The 23517-nt window shown below is 41.1% G+C and carries 17 protein-coding genes and 1 pseudogene; 8 read left to right on the top strand and 10 right to left on the bottom strand.

Features of this window, described 5'->3' with window-relative positions; genetic code table 11:
* Nucleotides 1–613: 613 nt before the first annotated feature.
* Entirely contained in the window at nt 614–958 is a 345-nt protein-coding gene (locus V7K41_RS17785) for a hypothetical protein (RefSeq protein ID WP_334850209.1), read from the bottom strand.
* Between the two features lie 121 nt (nt 959–1079).
* Between V7K41_RS17785 and V7K41_RS17780 the strand changes: the two genes are divergently transcribed.
* The 8 genes and pseudogenes from V7K41_RS17780 to V7K41_RS17745 all read left to right on the top strand — a co-directional run bounded on the left by V7K41_RS17780 (nt 1080) and on the right by V7K41_RS17745 (nt 10655).
* A complete protein-coding gene (locus V7K41_RS17780; RefSeq protein WP_334850208.1) occupies nt 1080–2384 on the top strand; it encodes a Tudor-knot domain-containing protein in 1305 nt (434 codons plus the stop codon).
* Nucleotides 2385–2589: 205 nt separating this feature from the next.
* Complete coding sequence (locus V7K41_RS17775; protein ID WP_334850206.1) at nt 2590–3708, top strand: phosphotransferase enzyme family protein; 1119 nt, start codon at nt 2590–2592, stop codon at nt 3706–3708.
* Entirely contained in the window at nt 3705–4274 is a 570-nt protein-coding gene (locus V7K41_RS17770; RefSeq protein WP_334850204.1) for a DOMON-like domain-containing protein, read from the top strand. Before V7K41_RS17775 ends, V7K41_RS17770 begins: the two co-directional genes overlap by 4 nt.
* A gap of 271 nt (nt 4275–4545) precedes the next feature.
* A complete protein-coding gene (locus tag V7K41_RS17765; RefSeq protein WP_334850202.1) occupies nt 4546–4785 on the top strand; it encodes a hypothetical protein in 240 nt (79 codons plus the stop codon).
* Nucleotides 4782–6077: a carbamoylphosphate synthase large subunit gene (locus tag V7K41_RS17760; RefSeq protein ID WP_334850200.1), complete on the top strand. Its 1296-nt coding sequence runs from the start codon at nt 4782–4784 to the stop codon at nt 6075–6077. Before V7K41_RS17765 ends, V7K41_RS17760 begins: the two co-directional genes overlap by 4 nt.
* Nucleotides 6078–6646: 569 nt before the next feature.
* A pseudogene (locus V7K41_RS17755) lies at nt 6647–7558 on the top strand (phytoene desaturase family protein); the annotation flags it as partial.
* Nucleotides 7559–8021: 463 nt separating this feature from the next.
* Nucleotides 8022–9032, top strand: coding sequence for an SDR family oxidoreductase (locus tag V7K41_RS17750; RefSeq protein ID WP_334850199.1), 1011 nt, complete (start codon nt 8022–8024; stop codon nt 9030–9032).
* 435 nt (nt 9033–9467) lie between these two features.
* On the top strand, nt 9468–10655 hold the full coding sequence (locus V7K41_RS17745) for an MFS transporter (protein WP_334850197.1): 1188 nt from the start codon (nt 9468–9470) through the stop codon (nt 10653–10655).
* A 134-nt stretch (nt 10656–10789) separates the two neighbouring features.
* On the opposite strand, the gene V7K41_RS17740 is transcribed toward V7K41_RS17745, so the two are convergent.
* From V7K41_RS17740 to hepC, 9 genes are all read right to left on the bottom strand, one after another.
* Nucleotides 10790–12439, bottom strand: a complete 1650-nt coding sequence (locus V7K41_RS17740) for a GMC family oxidoreductase (RefSeq protein WP_334850195.1) — start codon at nt 12437–12439, stop codon at nt 10790–10792.
* A gap of 120 nt (nt 12440–12559) precedes the next feature.
* Nucleotides 12560–13690, bottom strand: a complete 1131-nt coding sequence (locus V7K41_RS17735) for a glycosyltransferase family 4 protein (RefSeq protein WP_334850194.1) — start codon at nt 13688–13690, stop codon at nt 12560–12562.
* Nucleotides 13691–13826: 136 nt separating this feature from the next.
* Entirely contained in the window at nt 13827–15293 is a 1467-nt protein-coding gene (locus V7K41_RS17730; protein WP_334850192.1) for an O-antigen ligase domain-containing protein, read from the bottom strand.
* A gap of 70 nt (nt 15294–15363) precedes the next feature.
* Nucleotides 15364–16320: a glycosyltransferase family 2 protein gene (locus tag V7K41_RS17725; protein ID WP_334850190.1), complete on the bottom strand. Its 957-nt coding sequence runs from the start codon at nt 16318–16320 to the stop codon at nt 15364–15366.
* The gene (locus tag V7K41_RS17720) at nt 16238–17440 is read right to left on the bottom strand and encodes a glycosyltransferase family 4 protein (protein WP_334850188.1); all 1203 of its coding nucleotides are present in this window, start codon (nt 17438–17440) and stop codon (nt 16238–16240) included. The genes V7K41_RS17725 and V7K41_RS17720 overlap by 83 nt, the downstream gene beginning before the upstream one ends.
* 143 nt (nt 17441–17583) lie before the next feature.
* Complete coding sequence (locus V7K41_RS17715; protein WP_334850186.1) at nt 17584–18576, bottom strand: glycosyltransferase family 2 protein; 993 nt, start codon at nt 18574–18576, stop codon at nt 17584–17586.
* Between the two features lie 251 nt (nt 18577–18827).
* Entirely contained in the window at nt 18828–19988 is a 1161-nt protein-coding gene (locus V7K41_RS17710) for a glycosyltransferase family 4 protein (RefSeq protein ID WP_334850184.1), read from the bottom strand.
* A 184-nt stretch (nt 19989–20172) separates the two neighbouring features.
* Entirely contained in the window at nt 20173–22023 is a 1851-nt protein-coding gene (hepA, locus tag V7K41_RS17705; protein ID WP_334850182.1) for a heterocyst formation ABC transporter subunit HepA, read from the bottom strand.
* Between the two features lie 211 nt (nt 22024–22234).
* Nucleotides 22235–22954 (bottom strand): heterocyst development glycosyltransferase HepC, encoded by a 720-nt coding sequence (gene hepC, locus V7K41_RS17700; protein WP_334850180.1) that lies wholly within the window; start codon nt 22952–22954, stop codon nt 22235–22237.
* Between the last annotated feature and the right edge of the window lie 563 nt (nt 22955–23517).

Genomic DNA, 23517 nt, shown 5'->3' with positions numbered 1-23517 from the left:
TAGGGTTTCGGCATATGTACAGCGATCGCGCTCCCAGCAAAAGGAAAGAAACTATTTCTAGTTTATGCCCAAACCGCCTTGGCGGTTGCTATATCTGGAATCTAGGGCAGAATATCTAAATAAATCAGATGTCTTCAAACGCAAAAAGATTTTGAAGGCGATTATTCGTGAGAGGTTAAGATAAAATCAGTTTTGTCAATAGTAATAACGCTGTTAATTAACGCGGAGTCTAAGTATCGAATTTAATATTATACGGAGTATTGGCGGTAAGAATGAGTGGCACTTTTTTAATGACGTTATCGCTAGCCCAAAAATTATGTTTTTTACCCCCCTTTTGGACAGAATTTTAAGCACTATTACTTATTGACAAATTATTTATCAAACAGAATTCAGAATTGAATTCTGAACTTCATAGTGGATGAATAAACGGGTTTAAAACCCCCTCCAAATCTTCGATTTGGTGGTCAACAAGACCTGCGCTGGTCTGAATCCCCGACTGTAAGCGAAGCGGAAAGCGAGTCCACGAGCGTTTTGATTCTGACTTCTGAATTCAGAATAGCTGAATTCTTCTTCAAGACCCTAACCTCTCATATCATGTCCGCTTGATTAGTTATTATTCCGGGCATCTATGCAAAAATCTTAAAACCCTCTTTCCCCCTGCTCCCTGCCCCCTGCCCCCAGCAAGAACTGCGCTCTTAATGATAAGTCTTTTACCGAACATGATATCACGGATACTCGGAGAAACACACTCCTGTAGCGTAGGCGTAGCCCGTCGTAGACATCCAAAACTACCAAGACCAAAACCACTAAACCAACCAAGCAGTCCTTGACCAAACCAACCGTGACTGAACAAAAAAGTAAATCTGGTACGCGCTTTAAGGCTGCTTAACCACAATTGAGTTTGAATCAGAGCGATCGCCTGTGCAATATCTTTAAGTGTAGCGCCTGTTACTAACATCGTTATTTTTTGGTCAAGTTGGGGAACTCTATAAATACGCTTCAGCAATTCGCCCAGCCTTGATCGTCTGGGCTGATCTGAAATGTGTTGTCACGATATTATGAGTTTTGAGGATCGGCTGATGGATAAATCAATTATTCAGTTGGTTGACGAATTACCGACTGACAATATCACTGTCAAAGTTTTAAAGGCTCTTGATTATGTAGCGCCAGGTGAATGGAGCAATTTGACAGGGTTTGACAATAATATCCGCGCCATTACTGGAGAAACCGATGCTAAGGTAATTCAAAAAATCCGCGATCGCGCCGTCACCTTATACGAAGATCCTCAACAAGGCTACCAGTTTGCAATCAAACTTTATCAAACAATTGATAAGGCAGACACAGCTATGGCAGCGGCGGCTTTAGCGAATAAAGTTAGTGAGAAAATCGGCTTTCTTTCTTTTTTAGGCAAAATTACTCCTAAAGCTGATGTCACTCAATCTATTGACTTGGCACTAAAAATCGCCGTTGAAATCATCGCCTTTTGTAAACTAAATGGTATTCCTCAACCTAATCCTCAAGAGTTTGCTAATTCCCTGACTAACAACTATCAAAATGCATCCCTAATGCGGATGGTAGCTTTAGTTTGTCTAGATGGAATTCTGCCCTTGGGCCCTGACTTTCTCAGCAAAATTCACGGAGTTATTAGTGGCACTGATGCTGGCGCAATAACTCAAAATCCCGTTTTCTTAGCCGTTAATAACTTTCTTCCAGGCAGTAATCCTTCTGATAAAGTTGGTTTTATCAGTCAGGGTTTCAACTCCGTGCAAGGCTGGATGAATAATTTAGTATCCAAGACAGGCATAACCCCGCAATCAATTTCTAGTAACTTGGGTAATTTTATTCAGATTGCTGATGATAATTTAGATTTAGTTGCAGCATTTTTAGATCAAACTACCAATTACTACGAGCATACAGGAATTCAAACTGTAGTTCGCAGTTTGATTTTGCAAGCATACACTCTAGTAAAAGAGGAAATCAAACAAGAGGAACAAAAGCCGATTCAAGATGTCTCATCTGCGGTTAAATCAGATAAGAATCAGTATGAAGTCAGCAAAACAGTAGAAATCTGGGATAATGATGACGAGGATTGGTATCAAGGAACAATTGAGAAAATCCAAGATGACCAGTTCTTTGTTCATTACCTTGGTTACGGTTCATCTTATGACGAGTGGGTAGGCGAAGATGACATTCGGACTCGCGATCTTCGCTCCACTGATGAAAATGGATATGCAGTAGGTCAAAAGGTAAAATGTTGGGATGATGACCAAGAAGCTTGGTATTCCGCAACGATTGAGCAAATCCAAGGCCAGCAATACTATCTTCACTACGTTGGTTATGACTCATCTTATGACGAGTGGGTTGATAGCGATGAGATTTCCTAACTGTTGAATTAGCACGGGGCCCAGACGATAGCAATATCTCCGATGGGGTACGTCTACGCGCCCTGTGCCAATGTATATACTTTTAAAAATTCCTAATTGATTTACGAATTACAAATTACGAATTACGAATTATATTGACACTTGCGCTACGATATCCCCTATTGCTTTCGTGCAATGTACGTGAGGAGTAGTACAGGTCAAACAGATGATAGAAGAATTCAATACACAGGATGCCCGGAATCTGGTGGCGATCGCTAACCAATTCGCCCAACAGGGGAAGGTTATAGGCGTTAAAGCATTTGGAAGTGGTAATATAAATGACACCTTTTTAGCAACTCTAGATGACTCAAAGGAACAACATTTTGTCCTGCAACGCATTAACACACAGGTATTTCGTCAGCCACAACTGATTATGCAGAATATGCGTACCTTAACTGAACACGTTCAGAAACGGTTGCAGGAGACACCCCTTAATCGTCGCTGGGAAGTGCCACGCGTATTGTTGACCAAAAACGCTCAAGACCACTGGAAGGATGCAGATAGCTCATTTTGGCGGGCAATCAGCTTTATTGAAGGCTCCCAGTCTTTTGATAGTATGCGCGATCGCTCCCACGCGAAAGAAATCGGTTATGCCTTGGGAATGTTCCACAATCTAATCAGCGATTTGCCAGCAGAAAAACTTGCTGACACCCTTGAAGGCTTCCATATTACACCGTTTTATCTTCAGCATTACGAGGAAGTTTTGCCGAAAACTAGTGCGCCTCAATCTTCTGAAGTTAATTATTGCTTACAGTTTGTTAGCGATCGCCAAGCCTTTGCACATATTCTAGAAAATGCCAAAGCTGAAGGTAAGCTACCCCTACGTCTGATGCACGGCGATCCAAAAATTAATAACGTGATGTTTGACATTGTTACCCAGCAAGCCGTCAGCGTCATCGACCTGGACACCGTGAAACCCGGTTTGGTACATTACGATATTGGTGATTGCCTGCGATCGGGTTGCAATCCTGCTGGTGAAGAAACCGAGAATTGGGAAAGTATTTATTTCGATACCGATTTGTGTCAGGAAATCCTACAGGGTTATCTCACTGTGGCTAAAGCATTTCTGACCGAGAATGATTATGCATACATCTATGATGCAATTCGTCTAATTACTTTTGAACTAGGACTGAGATTCTTTGCTGATTATTTAGCAGGGAATGTCTACTTCAAAGTTAAGCACCCAGAACATAACTTGGCAAGAGCGATCGTCCAGTTTAAGCTTACTGAAAGTATTGAATCTCAAGAAACGCAGATTCGGAAAATTATCCAAGATATGAAATGAGCCAAACATTTTCCCTGCAACCTTTCCCCTCTACCGAGTCCTTTGCTAATTTGAAAATTACAGGCAATATCTCTCGAAATGCTAATCAACTTACCATCTGCTACAACCTTGGAGGTGACTTAAAAAAAATTGCAATTGCTTCATCATCAAATCCACTATCACGCAAGTGCAAATTGTGGGAAGACACTTGCTTTGAGTTCTTCCTTGGCATCAATAATTCTCAACGTTATTGGGAATTCAACCTCTCCCCCGCCGGACACTGGAATGTCTATCGCTTTGATGGGTATCGTCAAGGGATGCAAGAGGAAACAGCTTTTGAAAAGCTACCGTTTAGCGTTCAGAATCAAGCGGACAGTTTAGCACTTACGTTAGATGTCGATTTGGATAAAATCGTCTCGGCAGAACAAGCTATTGAAATTAGCATTACTACTGTTATCAAAAATATAGATGGTAATGTGAGTTACTGGGCTTTAACTCATAGAGGTGAGGAAGCTGACTTTCATCTGCGGGATAGTTTTATTGTTAAGTTTTTGACGAGCAAATACGATCCATTTGCTCCTCTGTAATTTGGCGTTTTGAAAGTAGGTTGCGATCGCATTTATTTAGAGTATGAACTAGTTGGTGCATTATCTATAACTAAGATCGGCTTTTAGCTAGAGCAATATTTACATATTTACACCTTCATGCATATTGCTTTATCAGATGAGAAATCATTTCAGACTAATGTTATTTTAAAAGAATAAATAAACTAATTTACTCATTTATTTCGTTTGATAGAGTTAATTAAAATATAAATAAGATATACAAATAAAGAGCAATTTCTCAAATATTAGCTTTATGCAAAAAAAGTATAGCAATCTTCAGAGGATAAAATCTAGTAAAATCAAACAATTACAACGGTTTGACAAACAAAACCGACCAAAAGATAGATTCATTTCGCCGAAATTTGCCCAAGCCTTAGCTGCAATTACTAAAGAAATTGTCTCTGACCAAGACAGGGTGCTACTGGTAGGAGTGCAGACAGAAGATATATCTGTCCAATTGTTTGAGGATGCGGTTTCTGGGAGGGCTAAATGAACTCAAAATATAACTTTCAATACTTTCAAGGGAGTTCTCTTTCCGATCTGTTTGCTCAAGACATCACAGATGCATCTTATGGGTTTATCCTAAATTACCCTGCAACTGCCAGTTGGGCTGCTTATCCCAACCTGGAAAAATATTTTATTCAAGATGGCAGTAGTGAAGCCACCAAAACCTCCTTTGACAAGATTTGCCAAAAGGAACCTTGGAAAATTTTAGCTGTGTTAGGCGATCGCATTCCTGGAATTGCGATTAATCCGCCGCCAAAGTCGCTGCTTGCTTACTGGCAAGAGCATTTCGGCTTCAGCTATTCCAATAGGTCGATGATGGATCGCTTGACTTATCTGGATGATCTCAGCTACAGCGATGGCTGCGCCAACGCCAAGGGCGAACGCTTTGACAAACTCATCACTCTATTTCCCTTCGATCGTCTAAAACCTGAAAAACACGCTGTTGATTCAGACACTCATTACCGCTTACTCAGCAAAGTAACCCTAGCCGAACTGGGGGTGCAATGTCCAAAATACGAGAGTTACAATTTGCACACCTGTAGTCTAGAAGACATTCATTTACCACAATTTCCCTACTTAATTAAAACGTCCCACGGACTCTCAGGAGAAGGCACTTATATCATCAAAAGCCTCAGCGATCTCAACTACTGTCTTGAAGAAATCAAGAAATATCTGGATATTAAGTTGCTCGATAGAATCATTGTCTCGGAGTTCATCAAGAATCAGGTGCAGAATTACTGCGTACAGTTCTATGTCAACAAAGCGGGAGAGATAACCCTCATCGGCACTACCAGCCAACTCGTCACTCCAGAAGGTAATTATTTAGGGGGACTAATTGACTACCGCAACACTGACATGAGCAAGTTCTTTGAGATGATTGCCGCCATTGGCCAGTATGCTCACAAACAGGGTTATTTCGGCGTAATTGGGTTTGATGTGCTAGAAGACCAAGACGGACAATTTTATGCGATCGATGCCAATTTCCGAGTTAATGGATCGACTCCGTTGTGCTTGCAGCGTCATACCCTACTGGGACTGGGAAAGGAAGTTGCTAAATATTCCAGTGACTACCGCATGGAAGGAACGTTGGATTCAATTTTAGTGACCTTAAAACCAGAACTAGATTGCAAAGATTTAATCGTTCTGTCGGCTTTAGAGAAGGTCAAATACGGAAAAATCTACACGGAAATTTATGGGATAGTTACTGGAGAAACTATCCAGGAAATGCAGGATATCGAGCAGAAATTACAGAATAAAGGATTACAATCGCTCCCTTAAACAGATTTAATAAGATAAAAATGACCAAGGACGACCACAACAAAAATTTTCACAATCTCATTTAGGATTGCTATATCCATTCATTCCTCACGCGGGGGATTAACGTTTACGTGTACTTCAATAACGACCCCGATGGATATGCTATTCGTGATGTTCATAGATTATATATTTTGCTAGCTTCTTGTTGAAATAATTTACTCTTAGTCCTATTTATAAGTGTTGGATTGAAGTTGATAATAGATAGGACTTACGCAAAAACTTTCTCAAACTCTTATTACTTCGTGTCCTTTGCGTCTTTGCGGTTCGTTTTTTCATAATTTTGCGTAAGTCCTAATAGAATGTAAATCAAAAGTGATATTAGCAATAAATAATATAAAACTTGGATTTATTTATAGTGTTTCTCAGTTGGGTACAAGATAGAAGCAAAAGTAGATTAAAAAATAAATTTACTTCTTAGCGATAAAAATACTCCTACTAAATATATAAATATTCTCTAACCCACGAAAGATTTAGATATCTTCAGCACTTTCTAAGATCAGTGAATATACTTTAATCTCCACATTGCAGTTATGGAAGCGTATGACGTTGTAATTATTGGTGCTGGTCATAACGGCTTAGTTTGTGCAGGCTACCTGCTGAAAGCTGGTTACAGCGTCCTGTTATTAGAAGGGCGATCGCTTCCTGGTGGCGGTTGTACGACAGAAGAACTTATGCCTAACGAAGCGCCTGGTTTTAAATTTAACCCTTGCGCGATGAACCACCTGTTTATTTTCTTGGGGCCAGTAATCCAGGAATTGGAACTGCATAAGTACGGCTTGGAATACCTGAGCTGCGATCCGGTTGCCTTTTGCCCCCATCCTGATGGCAAGTATTTCTTAGCTCATAAATCTGTAGAAAAGACTTGCGCGGAAATTGCCCGTTACAGTCAGCGTGATGCTGAAAAATACGCTGAATATGCCGACTTTTGGCAACGCTTTATCAAAGGGATTGCTCCTTTCTTCAATGCACCACCCAAATCAATTGTTGATATTGCAGGCAATTACAATCTCAATAGTCTGCAAGATTTGTTTTCAATTGTGGGTGGAGCTAATACAACCCTTGATTTACTTCGCACTTTACTCAGCAGTGCCACAGATAATATTAACGAGTATTTCGATTCTGAGTTTCTCAAAGCACCTCTGGCTCGACTCTCAGCAGAACTGAGTTCTCCTCCCTCGCAAAAAGCTATGTCCTTCGGGGCAATGATGATGATGTTGCGCCATAACCCCGGTATGGCAAGACCGCGTGGTGGTAGTGGCGCACTTGTCGAAGCTTTGGTGAATATGGTCAAAAGTCAAAGTGGCGTTATCCTCACCGACCAAAAGGTGGAAAAAGTCTTAGTTGATAATGGTAAAGCTGTCGGTGTGCGGGTTGCTGGTGGTAAAGAATATCGTGCCAACAAAGGTGTCATCTCAAGTATTGATGCCAAGCGTTTATTTTTGCATAATGAGCAACCCATCGCCCAGAAAATCAAGGAAGCAGGAGGCTCAATTAAATCTGCTTTCGCATCTGTCTTGAGGAGTGAATCAGACTAAGAGACTGTTTGTAAAAAAAGTAAATAGCATCAGGAGATTGCGTCATTTGAAAGTTGAGTCTGATAGTAGGTAAAGGGCTACAGATGAGATTTTCTAAACTTTTTCGAGTAAGTTCCTGATGCTTCTTAGTCGAAACTATCAAAAGTCTAGACAATGCCCTGAGATACTTCCTGTGACGCTTTCAGATTCCCCAATAGACAGAGAACTGCAACCGTAATAATAATTAACATATATATAGTAGAGTTATTAAGAAATATTTTTTAATAGCAACTGATACTAACAAAGCGACTGAATTACCTACTGAAGCTAAAGTCTCTAACGCTGTCGAAGCCAATTTTCAATCCCTAATTTATTTTAAAAAGTAACACTTATGAAATTAAAGCCAATCAATCAGCAGGTCGTTTCTGTCGTTGGAGCCTCCAGTGGGATCGGACGTGTCACAGCTCTTGAGTTTGCTAGACACGGAGCAAAAGTGGTAGTCTCGGCTCGCGGTGAGTCGAAGCTAAAGTCTTTAGTGGAGGAGATTCGCAGCTTTGGCGGCGAGGCAACTTTTTGCGTAGCTGATGTGGAAGTATTTGAGCAAGTTAAGGCGATCGCAGATAAAACTGTGGAAGTCTACGGGCGACTCGATACATGGGTACATGTCCCCGCTATCGGCATCTTTGCCACTTTCGACAATACAACACCAGAAGAGTTTAAGCATGTCATTGATGTCGATCTCATGGGACAGGTGTATGGTGCAATGGCCGCCCTACCCCATCTGAAGCGTGAGGGACGGGGGGCACTAATTCACGTCTCTTCAATGGAAGGTAGGCGATCGCTTCCCTACCAAAGTGCTTACTCCGCAGCCAAGCACGGGGTTGAAGGCTTTATCGAAGCTATGCGCGTTGAGTTGCAATATGAAAAATGGCCGATTAGCGTCACGAGTGTGAAACCAGCTGTAATCAACACCCCATTCTGGAACAATGGTCTGACGAAATTAGGCGTAAAGCCTTCCGAGATACCACCTTACTACGACCCTAAACTTGTAGCTGATGCTATCCTCTATGTAGCCGAACATCCAACTCGTGACTTCTTGGTTGGGGATGTAGCTAAAATATTAGATGTGGTACAGCGCGTCTCACCATCATTAGTAGATTCACTGTTAGTGCTCGTTGGCTTAGATTTACAGCGTACTTCCGAGCCGAAGTCTGAAGATGCACCCAATAATTTTTACCAACCTGTTGCTGAAGACGAAAGAGTTAACGGGGATTATGGTAACTTGGTTATACCTAGTATTTCCGACTGGCTAGATAAAAATCCGCTTCTCCAGTGGGGTGCGATCGCTGGTACATTAGCATTAGCGTTCCTAGCAGCTCAAGTATTCAAAAAGGAAGCATAGATAGACCTGCCTTAAAATTTGCAATCCAGTTTTTACAAGGATTTGAGATAAATCCTTGTAGACTTTTTAGCAACTTAGTGATGAGGTTTTGAGATGGTTACTAATAGTTGAGAGCAGAAAAATACATAACTATGGATTCAGGCGATCGCTATTTTTTCTCAAATTGAATCAAGCAATATTCTAGGCAGTTTTTAATTGAGCAAATCGACAGAGAAAGATACAGAAATGTATTTGGATAATTTATTAATCCTCTCTAATACTGGACTTATTGCTCTTTCATAGATACTCCTCCCTCAATGTCGCGATCGCAGTTTTACAAGGGGTTCATATAGCGAGTGCTTCAGTACAGGGAGATGAGTATGAAGTTATTTTTGAGGATGATTAATTGAGTAAATCTCAACAGTCAAATTGTCCGATCCAGGAGCATTCCAGCCAATGAGAGACTATCAACGCACCCTACCGCCTCTGTGGATAGGTTCGGCGATCGCCTTCTATGCCTTTATTGCCATTGGCATTGCTGAAGCAGGATTAGGAGTTCTTCTGCCCTCAATTCTATCTACCTATAACCTGACTCCAGCAACCGTCACTCTGCTGTTTCTTAGTCAAATTAGCGGCTACATTCTGGCAGCATTCACCAGCAGTCTTGTGAGTAGTCGGCTGGGATTAGCCCGAATGCTGTTGATTGCTGCGGGTGCGCTGACGATGGCACTGACGATCTATGCCATCTCACCCTCCTGGTTTCTCATGGTTGCGGCTGGATCGGGGTTGGGATTGGGCATTGGGTTGATTGATGCAGGCATCAACACCTACATTGTGCAAAATTCCCGCAGTGCCAGTCTGATTGGTTTGCTCCATGCTTTCTATGGTATTGGCGCACTCTCAGGCCCCGCGATCGCTACTACTTTGTTAGCAGTTGGCATGAACTGGCGACAGGTTTATGGGGTATTAGCCGGGATTGTTAGCCTATTAATTGTGAGTGTGCTGGGCGTAATCATCTTCAACTACACACCAATGACACAACGGGTATTGGCATCAAATACAACTGCGTTAGAAAATCTGGGCAGAGCGCTGCAAAACCCGATAGTACTGCTAACTGGACTACTTTTGCTGGTTTATGTTGGCACTGAAGCCTGCATCGGCAACTGGGCATACACTGTACAGTCTGTCGCTCGTCACACTCCCACACTCATTGCTGGTTACAGCGTTAGTGCCTACTGGTTGGGATTAACATTGGGACGTTTCATCTTAGGTTATTTCTTGCAATCGCTTGGGGCAATCCGCACAATTAGTATGTCGCTCAGTCTTGTAATCATTGGATTGCTTGCTTGGTGGCAACTGCCAGATCAATGGATTAGCTTACCGTTGATTGGCTTTGGGTTGGCAGCCATTTTTCCTGCAACCATTTGGTTAATTCCTCAACGATTGCCTGACTCCCATGTTCCTGCGGCTGTTAGCATTGCTACTAGTGCTGCCAGTTTGGGGGCAGCGATCATACCCACTGGAGCAGGCTGGATTGCAAGTTGGACAAATTTAGAAATTATCCCAATGTTGATGCTGCCATTGGCGCTCTTAATGGTGGGCTTACATTGCTGGCTGGTGCAACATTCGGTAAGAGGCAAGTAGGGGCACGGTATACCGTGCCCCTACACCTTGCTTATTCATAGGACTTACGCAAAAAAGCTCTCTAACTTTTATTCCTCTGTGTTCTCTGCGTTCTCTGTGGTTTGATTTTGCATGACCTGTGCGTAAGTCCTAATTCAGTAACAAAATTGTGCTTTCAGATGGTCAGCCAGTCGAATTGCCAAGGCAACAATGGTGAGCGTAGGATTAGCATAGCCTCCTGTAGGGAAAACAGAGCTACCTGCCATGAATAAATTAGAGATGCCGTGAACTTGACCATTTGCATCGACTACTCCTTGTTTTGGGTCGTGATGCATACGTGTTGTTCCCATATTGTGATGGGTACTCAGCGAAGCAAATGGACGATCTCCATCCAATTCAATCTGCAACTGGCCCAGTCCGGCATTAGCAAACTCTTCTGCAAATACTAGCTGCGATCGCTTCACACTGCAAATATCTATTTCGCTCCAATGATTAGTTAATTTTGCTTGCGGACAACCAAGCTTATCTAATTGATTACTGAGTGTCACTCGATTATCTGGATTTGGGGTTTGTTCAGTTTGGCTGAGAACTTCAAACTTTGTATATTTCTGTTCATTACCTTCATGGTAAGACCATCCTCCATGACTCAAATCAGGGAACAAATATTCTTTTTTGATATTATACTTATACCAATCAGCTACTAAATCATCAATATTCGTAATCACATTTTGCAAATGCTGAAAAATATTTTTAGGTAACTGTCTTTGTCGAACTGAAGAGAACAAAATTTTTGCAGAAGCCTTTGCTGCCGATCTAAACCTTTCATCTCTGGGATATAACAACGCAGTCATATTTAGTAATTTCTCGCGGCGCATCACTTGTTCCGTCAGGGCAAATTTTCCCATGACTGTGACATTATTCACGCGGCGTAAGTCATACAAAGCCATCGAATTAAAGATTTTGCGATTTTGGGGGATAAGCATACCACAACGGATAAAAGGATGATCCATAAAGAACCTACCCACTAAATCATGTTGATTGCCTAATCCATTCTTTTGAATTCGGTTTGATAGTAACAATAAACGTGCGTTCTCAATCCCACCTGCGGCTAAAACAAATATTTTTGCAACAATCCAAAATTTATTACCAGATAGACAAGCAACTTGTACGCGTTTCACTGTTTGGGCTGCTTCATCTGCCTCAATTTCTATCACGTTGGCGTTGATAAATGTAGTGATATTAGGAGATTGATTAATTTGGTGGCGATATTCATTGGTAAAAATATCGCGTGGGCCAAACTGAAACATACTGGTAGTAACTCGGTCACTTGTGAAATGTGTCCGAGGAGATTGAGCATTTTCCCAAGCCTCAGCTTCATAAGCAAAAGAACCGAGTTGACAGACTGCTTGAGCGCGCTCATAAAATGGATTGAGGTGAGATTTACTAAAAGGCCAGCCACTGTATGGAACCCAATCTCGTTTTTCAAAATCTATTGCGTCTAACGGCACGTGCCTCAGACCAAGTTGATTTTTATTAATTTCAATATTCCAGACATTAGCTAGTCCACCAAATTGACGATGACGCATATCTTGCAGTGGTGGAAAAGGATCTCCAACAGTTTCACCTTCACCAAGAGATGCAGTCTCTTGATTAAATTCTAAATCACCACTTTCTAGTAAGCAGACTCGAAAATCTTGCCCAATAAGTTCTCGTGCAAGTGTAATTCCTGCTGGGCCAGCACCAACTATACAAACTTCAGTATTGATAACTTCATATATCGGCAATTTGCGGCTATCAATTAACATTGATTTAGTTCCTTTTAATCTAATTTATTATTTTTAACCACAGATTAATATAGATAATTAATCGATATAAATCTGTAGTTTCATTCTCATAAAATTGGCTTTTGTAAGAAGTTTACTGTTTCATTCAACCGATGAAACACTCGGTATAGCAGAACGAATTGCATTAATAAAATTTTGGGCATAATTCTGCGTTGAGAAATCGAGGGCGCGTTGTCTGGCAGCTATTCCCGCACTTTGGGCAAATTCTTGCTCGTCAAGATAACGGAGAATTGCGATCGCTAATTTATCCGCATCGCCGTAAGGTGTTAATAATCCATTCATGCCATCGGTAATAATCTCTGTCGGGCCGCCTGCACTGCCAGCAATTACAGGTTTACCCAGCGCCATTGCCTCAATAATCACAATCCCAAAAGGTTCTTTATCTGATGCATGAACGAATACATCCATTGCCTGCACCCACTCCGGGATATTACGCTGTAGTCCAGCCATAATTACTTGGTCTTTCAAGCCCAAAGCGGTGATTTCGGCTTTTAAGAAGTTCTCATAATCCGGTTCCAAATCATGCTTACCGCCAACCACCACACAATGGGCATTGGGATACTTCTGCAAAATTTTGGGCATCGCTTGCACCAATACGTGCATTCCCTTCCATCGTTGCAATCGTCCCACAATTCCAATCAACGGCCCGTGTAAAGGTAAGCCTAATTTTCGCCGTGCTTCTTCAGGAGAAGGTAAAGCATTAGGCTCAAATCGGTCTAATGCGACACCAGGATAAACCAAAGGAGTTGGTCTGTGGGGCCAAATCTCTGCCTGTGCTTGCTTACCATCTTGCGAAAGAGTAATAATTGCCCGCGCTGGGATGAAAGTTGCAATTCGTACCAACCAAGTTTTATCACTAGGCACTTCTAGTTGATACCACACAGCAGGCAACCCCGCCAACATTGCCGCCATACCTCCAGATATATGCGTGATCCACATCCAATTGACAATTATATCTGCACGTTCGCGGCGAGCGATCGCAGCTATCCGCAAAACAGCGCCAATAAAACGGTGGATTTGGCGTAAACGTCCACTTTCTACAACTCGCGCATCAATACCCAGAGACTTTACTTGTTCGACCATCGGGCCGGATTCTAAAAATATCACCAGCCACTCAACACCAGCATTACGTCCCTGCTGCACCAAATCCCAAAGCATCATTTCACCACCGCCTCGTTGCTCGGCTAGTGGCATGACAATAATTACTTTCATAATCTATAGCAGTCCTAAATCATTTGTAAAAATAAATTAACCGCAGAGGCGCAGAGAACGCAGAGAAAGGAATCGGAGATTTTCACGACTCATTTAGGATTGCTATATATCAGTCCTATTTAAGTTGTAAAATTTATCAAATCCTTGATTTATTAGAGAAGTTAGGAATGTTGGAGAGCATTTGAGGATTGCTATAGTACTTATGTCCTGCCATAGCCATAGCTAAAAATCCCCAAAGAATCATCCCTGACACGCTCAACATCCCGCTACCGATAACTAACTGTGAAGCAGAACTAATCCCAATGGCGCGGGCAGCACTGACAAAACTATCGAAACGACCTTCACCATAACTGCTAACACTAATAATTAAGAAAATTAATCCACCCATATAAAATATGCCTCCAAACCAACCAAGGGTGAAAAACATATCTAAAATGCCACTATCAATTACCACTACTTCAATTTGACCAGTTTTTTCGTTGACCTTCCAAATATTTCCTAAGCCGTTACCTAGACCATTAGAAAGGGCTAAACCAAGATTTCTGTCGTAGGTTCCCGATCTATCTTTAAAGCTGCCATCTTCTTGAATATTAGAAAAAGTTTCAAAACGCGCTGCTACCACTCCAGCAATTGGTTCGATAGTTGTCAATGGCACAACACAAATAGCCATGACCAAAATTATCGTAATTAAGCGCATTTGAATTCTGGCTTTGACTGAACCCATAATCATAATTATTCCAAATAACCAGCCTCCCCAATTAGTACGTGCTTGTGTTAATAAAAAAGATAAGTAACCAACAGCTGAAGCCGGAAAAATTAAGTTTCCTGAACCAGTCAATAACAACAGTAACCCAGCCTGCATAACAGAACCAAAGGGGCCGACTGAGTGTAATGTACTCCAAACACGCATCCCGAAAGGTACAGGGTTTCCAGAACTCATGAATAATTTTGATTGTATGAGCCAGTACCTATCCCACTCAGGAGCTACCACAAATTGATATACGCCATAAGTTCCTAAAATCAACACACACCAGAGAAATGTTCGCTGAATGTTCTGGCGATAGCTGGGATAATCTCGCCAGTTGATAAATAAGTGAAAAGCGAAAATCACAGGACTGAGCCAATCCATCAATCCGCGTGCTACAGGGATAGGTGGGTTGTAAATTAGACCGATGAGAAAGCCATAGAACACTCCGATAAAAGCCAAAACAAACGGCAAACCCCCTTGGCGAGAAGCGTGGGGAAAGTGTCGTAAGAATGTTGCTATAGTTATAAACACCACTAAGTAGGGTGCTATGAGCATTTGACGGCTAGCATCCCAACCCACCCGATAGTCAACTAAGCGAGTCGCTAAGGGTGTGAGAAACCAAATCCACCAGGTAAAGCCAATGTAGAGAATGGGATGCCGCAAGTATAAAAATACGGCTACTACTAAAGCTGTCACCGGGAAAATTAGGCGTAATGCGGCAGTAGCACCAGCAAAATAGCAAACTACAGTTAGTAATATAAAGCCTGCGATCGCCATCCAACCCTGTAGCGATCGCTCTTCAGGAGAATAGTTTTCTTGTAAAAAACTATTGAAAAGTATCTGCTTAGAATTCATTCAATTTTAGATGTACATATAAATCAATTTGGCAAACAACTCGTTCCCAGGCTAGAGCCTGGGAATGTATTTATTCGAGGCTCTGCCTCATTCTGAATTCTGAATTCTGAATTTTGAATTGTTTATATCCCTGCCAACGTCCACGCCAAGATGCTAATAACTTTTTCCCCGCCAACTGCCCTTGGGTAGGTAAAAATCTCAGCCATTGTACGAAACCCAAACTATCGCACGTACCCACGAATACTGCCCAGAACAAAAATGCAATCCGGCGGATAAATGGTAAATGCTCTAGTAAAACTAAGGTTTCATTATGGACTAAATTAATAAAGGCAATTTCATTAAAGTTATTTCGCTGATCTTCGTCAAAACGTTGTGCTGGATAATGATCTACAGCAACGTTAGGATCGTAAATTATCTTCCAACCAGCTCGCTTTAATGCCAGGGTGAATGCCATTTCAAAGTGTACTTGCGCTCCAGTACCGCGCATCCGCTCGTCAAAGCGCAGTTGTCCGATAGCTTCGGTACGAAAACTCATGTTCACGCCCTTGAGAATATCGACTTCGCGGGGTTCTCCCACTCCCAGGTGATGGTTGCCAATCACTCGCCCAAACCACTGCAACTGTCCCACTACTGGGCGGGATTCGTCTTCTAATTTGCTGCCGTAGTATATCCAATCACGCCCTCCCAGTCCGCCGAGGCGACTATCGCAGGTAAAGTAAGCCGCAATCCGCTCTAACCAATCGGGGTGGGGTGCGGCATCATCATCGGTAATGGAAACAATATCGCCCTCCACTGCTGCTAGTCCGGCGTTGAGAGCTGCTACTACCCCCGGTTGTGTCACTTTCACAGTATGCAGTGGCAAGTTGTGTGCGTTTAATTGCGCCAGAAATTGCCAAGTTTCTGCATCTGTATCGCGGACAACCACTATCACCTGATGGACTGGTTTAGTTTGCTCCTGTAGTGCCAAAAGGCAGCGTAAGAGGTCTTGTGGACGGCGATAAGTCGGTATCAGAACGGTGTTCCGCATTCTTGCTTAACTCCTCGAATAGATCCACATAAGTTTGTGCCATAGCAGTCCAGCTGTGTTGTTCTGCCACAGAACGAGCAGCTTGACTCATTTGCTGCATTAGCATATCTACGCTTACCAAGGACATCATCGCCACAGCCAAAGCATCGATATCATTTGAGTCGGCTAAGACAATGCCACATTCTGGTGTCACCAACTCTGCACCCCCCGTAGCTGTGGCAGTAATTACTGGTAGTCCTGAAGAAAGTGCTTCTAACAATACGAGGCTACAAGCTTCATATCGGGAAGGAAAAATAAATAAATCTACTGACCGCATAATTTCGGGGATATCACGGCGAAATCCCACAAAATGCACGCGATCGCTTAACCCCAAGGATGCCGCTAGTTGTAAGAAGGGACTACCTTCGATATGACCTACCACCGCCAAATGTAAATCGGGTACTTTCACCAAGGCGTGTAGTACTGTATCTAAATTCTTTCTGGGTGTGCGGATGTCTCCAGCAAACAGGGCTAGGGTGACATTCTGCGGTAAACCTAATTTTTGGCGCTCACTTTGGCCAGGGGTAAACTCTTCTAAGTCAACACCATTGACAATTACCCGAATTCGAGAACGCGGTACACCAATGTTGACTAATTCTTGGGCTACCTTTTCAGATACAGCCACCACAACCTGCGCTTTTTGGAAAGCTTGTTTTTCCCAACGGGCATTAAACGCCGTAAATAGCCACTGGTAAAAACCATATAAATCGCGGCGGTTGCGAGAAATATGAACAGGCGATCGCAACCATGAACTGTGGACAAAATGTACAGCATTCACATCAGCCGCAGCCAGATTAATTGCTCCATTGACTTTAACTAAATCAATGTCAGAGCGATGTTTACGTAACCAATCTGCACTTTTTTCGGCAAAGATGAAATTACGTACAAATTCTGTAGGATAGCCTTTGACTGGAATTTTAATCCAATTAACTTGGCTATTGTCTTCTAGTTCTGGTGCGACTTCACTAGCTAATAATGTCAAGTGATGACCACGACGAACTGCTTCCTTAGCAACCTCATAGTTTACCCGCCCCTGACCATCACCTTTTTTGATTTTATGAGTAACAATACAAAGTTTCATCCACTATCTTCCTTAACGATCAAAGCTCACCCAGAGACGCTAATAAAAACTTTAAATAATCTGATTCTATTCTCTTTGCGCTCTTTGCGTACTTTGCGGTTCGTAAAAAAAACTAGAACCACAACTTAGATATGATTGCCTGATTATTTCGATACTCCGATTAACTTACTTGCTAAAAATCGCGGAGTAAAACTAAGACTAAGTGCTGCCATAGTTCGCACATTAAATTTTTGTTGATTCAGCGCCTGCAAAAAATAAGGACGTGCGGCGGCTATCTGTTCGCTTCGTAGCAAACCAATTCCCAAAGTAGTATTAGCTTCTAACCATTTCTGTTGAAAATGAGTTCTAAATTCCTGTAAACGAGGGTCTTCCATAAATACTTGATAACAAAACATTTCGCTTTTAGCTTTGCGAATTTTTGCTTGCACATCTCGACTTCCACTGAGCATAGTATCAGTTTGCTCATGGGCGCGATATCGCGTCAATCTTTCTGGACAATAGTAAGCGCCATAACCAGATATACAGAATAGATAGGTTAAATATAAATCCCACATCCCACCAACTTCTGAGGGAATACTATACCAATCCACCAAATTATTCCGAATCACACAAGATGCAGCAGTAGGTATACTTTTATCTAGCAATCCAATTTTGGAAAAAGGTTGATGAATTCCTTTTGCTAGTTTGTCTCGCTTGTAAGCGCGGGTGTTTTCTTCGGTACCAGCATGATTAATTATGCTATTAGCATCTATAATATATTGGTCGCAAAAAGCGAGAATTAAATCAGAATTTGCTTCTAGTGGTGGTACAAGCTTTGCTAAAAAGTCTTCATTCCAAATATCATCGTCATGTAGACTAGCAACATATTTACCTTGCGCCATTTTAAAGCCATACTGCTGATTAGCTAACATCCCCACATTTTGAGGATGCTGCCAAAATTTGATGCGTGAATCACCAAAAGATGCGACAATTGCTTGGGGATTTTCTGAACTACAATTATCAGAAATAATAATTTCAATATTTTGATAAGTTTGTTTGATCGCACTTGCGATCGCTTGCTTGAGATAGTCTGGCCGATTATAGGTGGGGATAACAACGCTGACTAAAGGTTGTTGACATTCTTGATGTAATGACATATTTTTCTCGCTTTACATTTTCTAAGTAAAAGATGTACTATAGCAATCCGATTTGATTCCTGAATTACTCGTAGAGACTAGGGACTGGGGACTGGGGATTGGGGATTGGGGACTGGGGACTGAGGATTGGGGACTGGGGACTGGGGATTGGGGACTGGGGACTGGGGACTGGGAAGAAGGAATAAAGTGTACTGAGTTTTTTTCAAAAATCAAATATGAGTGCTATATTTGATGTTTTTAGCAAATTCAGCTTATTTAGCTTGAGAGATACTATATAGTTTGTTGGCTTGAGAAGGAAATTCAGCTATTGTTTTTGCATAAATTGTTCGGAGATTATTTACATGAGCAGCCATTGTAAATTCCTTCATCAATAAAGTATGACCTTGCTCACCCAAGTATCGGCTTTTTTGATAATCTCTATACAATTCGTTAATAGCATCAGCCAATTTTTGGATATTATTGCTTGGAACAAGAATACCCGTTTCTCCATCTCGTAAATGTTCTGGAATCCCTCCGACTGCACTACCAATTACAGGTCGACAACGAGAGTATGCTTCCAGAGTTACAAGACCAGCAGGTTCAGGCCAAACACTGGGAAAGATGACTGCAAAACACTGTTGATAAAGTTTATCTAATTTATCTGAATCGCACCAACCATGCCAAGTGATTCGCTTATCCAATCCGAGTGTAGTTGCTAACTTTTCTAACCGTGGTCGTTCCCAACCTTCACCTGCAATATCAAGTTGAATTTTCGGGTCTGTATGTATTAAGGTTTTGAGTAACCATTCCAGACCTTTATCAGAAACAATTCGTCCAGCGAACAAAATTCTCTGATTTTGATGTACTTCCAAACTTAGAGGGGAAGTTGCTGTTTCTGGTATAGAAATTCCACAGTGTAGCGTTATAGTTTGTTCTGGGGGTACACCGTTTTGAATTAACTCTTGCCGCACATATTCGCTATTAGCAATGAAAGTAATTTTTAGCCTTTTCAAGACATCTAAAAACTGATGAGTGGTTTGAAGTTCTCTAAGAGTTCTTAAAGGTCTACGGCTACCACATTTATCTACTAATTTACCCCAAGTACATCCTAAGTAAGAGAAGTTGCGATCGCAGATTGTTCGTTGCTCTGCTAAATACTTTGTGCCGCTAGGGCAGTAGAATGAGTGATTATGAACGCTGAAGATAGCAGGACATTCCCCTGTAAGCTGCAATAGCAAATCTGGACTGTGGATGTGCAACAGTTTGAACTGGTTTTGATCGATATTTTTAAGTGATTTTATCACGCGATCGCTAACATCAGGTGGTCGATGTTCAAACAGAGAAGCTAAGTAAGTTTCAACACCTCCGCTCCCACCAACACCGAAACTTGAGCATTGATAGATTAGGTCTTTGTCAAAGATTTCCTGGGACATATTTTCTATGAATTTTAAGTATATAGGACTAATTTTAATAACTTATTTATCGGGATAATAAGTCTTTAAAATCTTATTATTTTACTATTTTGCAAAATTATTGCTACATATTTAGTATTTTACGGCTGTAGAGATTTACAGCCGATGAATATGTTGTAAGTACTTTGGTAGTTGGATGTATTTTCTAATCTGGCTGCCTTACTTCATACTGCATTTGATGATATTTCCAAAGCTTGCCTTTTAGCTCCAATAGTTCTTGATACTTACCTTGCTCTACTATCCGTCCCTGTTCTAAAACTACAACTTTATCTGCCTTAGAAATAGTAGAAAGACGGTGAGCGATCGCAATTACTGTTTTACCAACAGATAGCTTTTCTAATGAATCTTGAATTAAGCGCTCAGATAGCGAATCTAAGGCACTAGTTGCTTCATCCAAAATTAAAATTTCTGGGTTCCGCAGTAAAGCTCGTGCAATAGCAATTCGCTGTCTTTGTCCTCCAGATAACCTAACACCCCGATCTCCTAATTGGGTATCAAAACCTTCGGGCATTTCCAAAATAAATTCTAGTGCATTTGCTAGTTTAGCGGCTTCTTGAATTTCCTCATTCGTCGCTTCTGGAGTCCCGTAAGAAATATTTTGCCAAACATTAGTATTGAAAATAAAAGTATCTTGACTGACAACAGCTATTTTGCGACGTAGAGAGTTAATTTCAAACTGCCGGATATCGATTTCATCAATGTAAATATATCCATCTGTAGCATTATAAAATCGGGGAATCAAATCAGCAAGGGTTGTTTTACCAGCGCCAGATGCTCCGACTAACGCTGTCATCTTTCCCTTTTCAATCGTCAGGGTAATATTATGCAGCACTAGATTTTCATCATCATAGCCAAAATCCACAGATACTAAATCTATTGATCTGTTTAATCCCTTAAACTTAACTCTGCCATTTTGAAAATAATATTTTTCATCACTTGTCAACAGATTTTTAATATTGTCTGCTGAACCATGTAAAGTGCTAAGATATGCTCTCGTACCATTAATATCTTGAACAAATGGGATAAAGCGAAATAGTACAAAGAAAAAGGTTAGCAAAGAAGAAACTTGTAGCGTTCCATTAGTGACAAGACTAGTGAATGCCAAAATAATCATTCCGATCAATACTGTAGTCGCTACCCCTTCGGCAATTGGCTTCACAAGTGTCCAGGTAAATACAACTTTTGTTGTACTACTGATTACCTTATCGCTAGCTTTATAATAGCGCTGACGCTCAAATTCTTGAGTACCACAAGAATGAACAGTGCGAATACCATTAATAAATTCTATGGCTGTTGATGTAAAATTAGCATTAGCAGTTGTCATACCAAAACTTGATTCTCTGACTCTAGCATTCAGATTTGACAACCCCACTCCTAAAAGTGTAAATAGCAATGCTGATATTATCGTCAATTGCCATGATATCAAAAACATTGATATTAAGTAGACAAAGGTTGTTATTCCTCTAGTTACTAAAAAAGCTCCGCCACTAAAACCTTGTCTGATTCTTTCAATCTCTGTGGTAATTGTGTTAATTAGTTCGCCAGAACGAGTTTTGCTAAAGTAACTTAGCGATAAAGATTGTAACTGTTCAAAAATTTGCTTGCGTAAGCGATCGGCAAGATGCAGTTGAGATAATTCAGTATAAACTTGAGAAAAATAATTGAAGGTGGCACGTAACCAAGTACTCAATAAAATCAGCAAAGATACGCGATATAAACGATTAATTGCTGATGTCTTGGCTCCCAAAATCCAAAGATCGAACCATTCTATTCCTGTTTGGACAGGTTGAGCATTGGGGCTAGTTAAGCTTTGCAAAAAGGAAAGTAAGAAACCAATACTTACACCTTCAAAGGTCGCTGCCAAAATTGAGAAAATCAGAGCTAAAATCGCAATTTTGCGAAAGTGTTTAAATTCTCGCAATATCAAATAGTTCTCCTGCCAAAAGCTGCTAGCTTTAAGCAGATTCCTGAGTGGTTGAGGAAGCTGGAAATTCATGGATTTTATCATAATATTTTGCCAAGGTAGATAGACATCTATAGATAGATACAGTTCAGAATTAGCAACAAAACCTTGATGTAGAGATGTGATTTATCGCGTCTTGAAAAACCAATTATCTAGAACCGGATTACTCTATAGATGCTACGTAAACAATTTTTGTTTGAGCTTCAGTGCGGTAGATGAAATCATCAATTACCGCACAGATAAATTACAGGGTTTGGCTATCCAGATGTAATAGATGAGACTGTGCCTCTACTTCCCAAGAAGCTGTAATTTCTGATAATTTATTTAGCTGTACTGCATCTTCCAAAGTCCAACAACGAGATCCGGTTAAACTCATGTCACCCCGTAGCACGTTAAATAACTGTGGCAGATTGTCGAGATTGTATTTGCCCATCCAACGCGCTAGCAGTGTGGTATTGTGGGTGCAAAAGCTCATCGCTTGAAAGAGTTTACCCCGTTCCCCAACACGCCATTCATGACAAAAAAGTGACCCTGGCGAGTAAACCTGCATCAATACAATCAATCCCAAAATGACTGGACTTACTAATAGCAGCAATACGAAAGCAGCAATCCAATCAATTGCTCGCTGCAATTGTCTGAAGGGTTGGTTAGGAAGTTTTTTGCCAGCGGGTATGCTTAGGAATATTGGTTTTTGAGCTGCTTCACATGCATCTGCCCAAAATTTGAGCAAAGCCTCACCCAATTTTGGATCTATGCTGACCAAACTTACTGAAGAATGTTGTAAGCATTCTACTAGCGATCGCTTATTATCTAATGAAGCCAGATATGGTTGTTTAACTCGTCCAAGGGGCTTCACCAACAGCTTACCCCGTCGCCACTGGAGTGTACAGTACCCACGATTATCTTGGTGTGACTGGGTTACATCATATAAATTATTTAGAGTTGGAATTATTGAAGTTGTCATAATGTCTTTGGGTTTATACAGGAGTGAATTACTGAGGCGTTATCAAAGGCTATTAATGCCAAAGACCCAAATCCGAATCTTGTTGTAAGTCCAAAAAGTTGGAGATAATTGAGGGCAAAAATATGCTATAGTATTTGCCACTCAGCCAAGCACGTATTGCGTAAAATTCTGCTGGTGTAGAGATTTACAAATTAGACAGATACTAATTACATGGGTAGCAATCACCGCTACTATTAACATTCATGGGCAAATCTTGATTTTCCGGAAACTACTGACAGTAGAGAAGTGTAGAGAGAAATTACCCATGAATCTATATCTACGTTTAATTACGCTGAAGTGTTCATTGTCTCGATAGATTTAAAAAACCAGTCTGCTCTTGTCTTCTAGCCTTTATGAAGGTGCTTTAATCTCTAGAATATAAGACGATGTAGAAATAGCGATCGCTCAAATAACTTCTTTATTTATTCTTTAAAGAGTCAGTGATTTCTCCGAAAACTCATAAAGATAGCATAAATATACTGAATTCTTCCCGATAGCAACAAAATTAAATTTTGATTATAAAT

The sequence above is a fragment of the Nostoc sp. genome, from assembly GCF_036917415.1.
GTDB lineage: Bacteria > Cyanobacteriota > Cyanobacteriia > Cyanobacteriales > Nostocaceae > Nostoc.
Note: the sequence above shows the minus strand (reverse complement) of the source record. Positions and strands in the feature narration are given on the sequence as shown.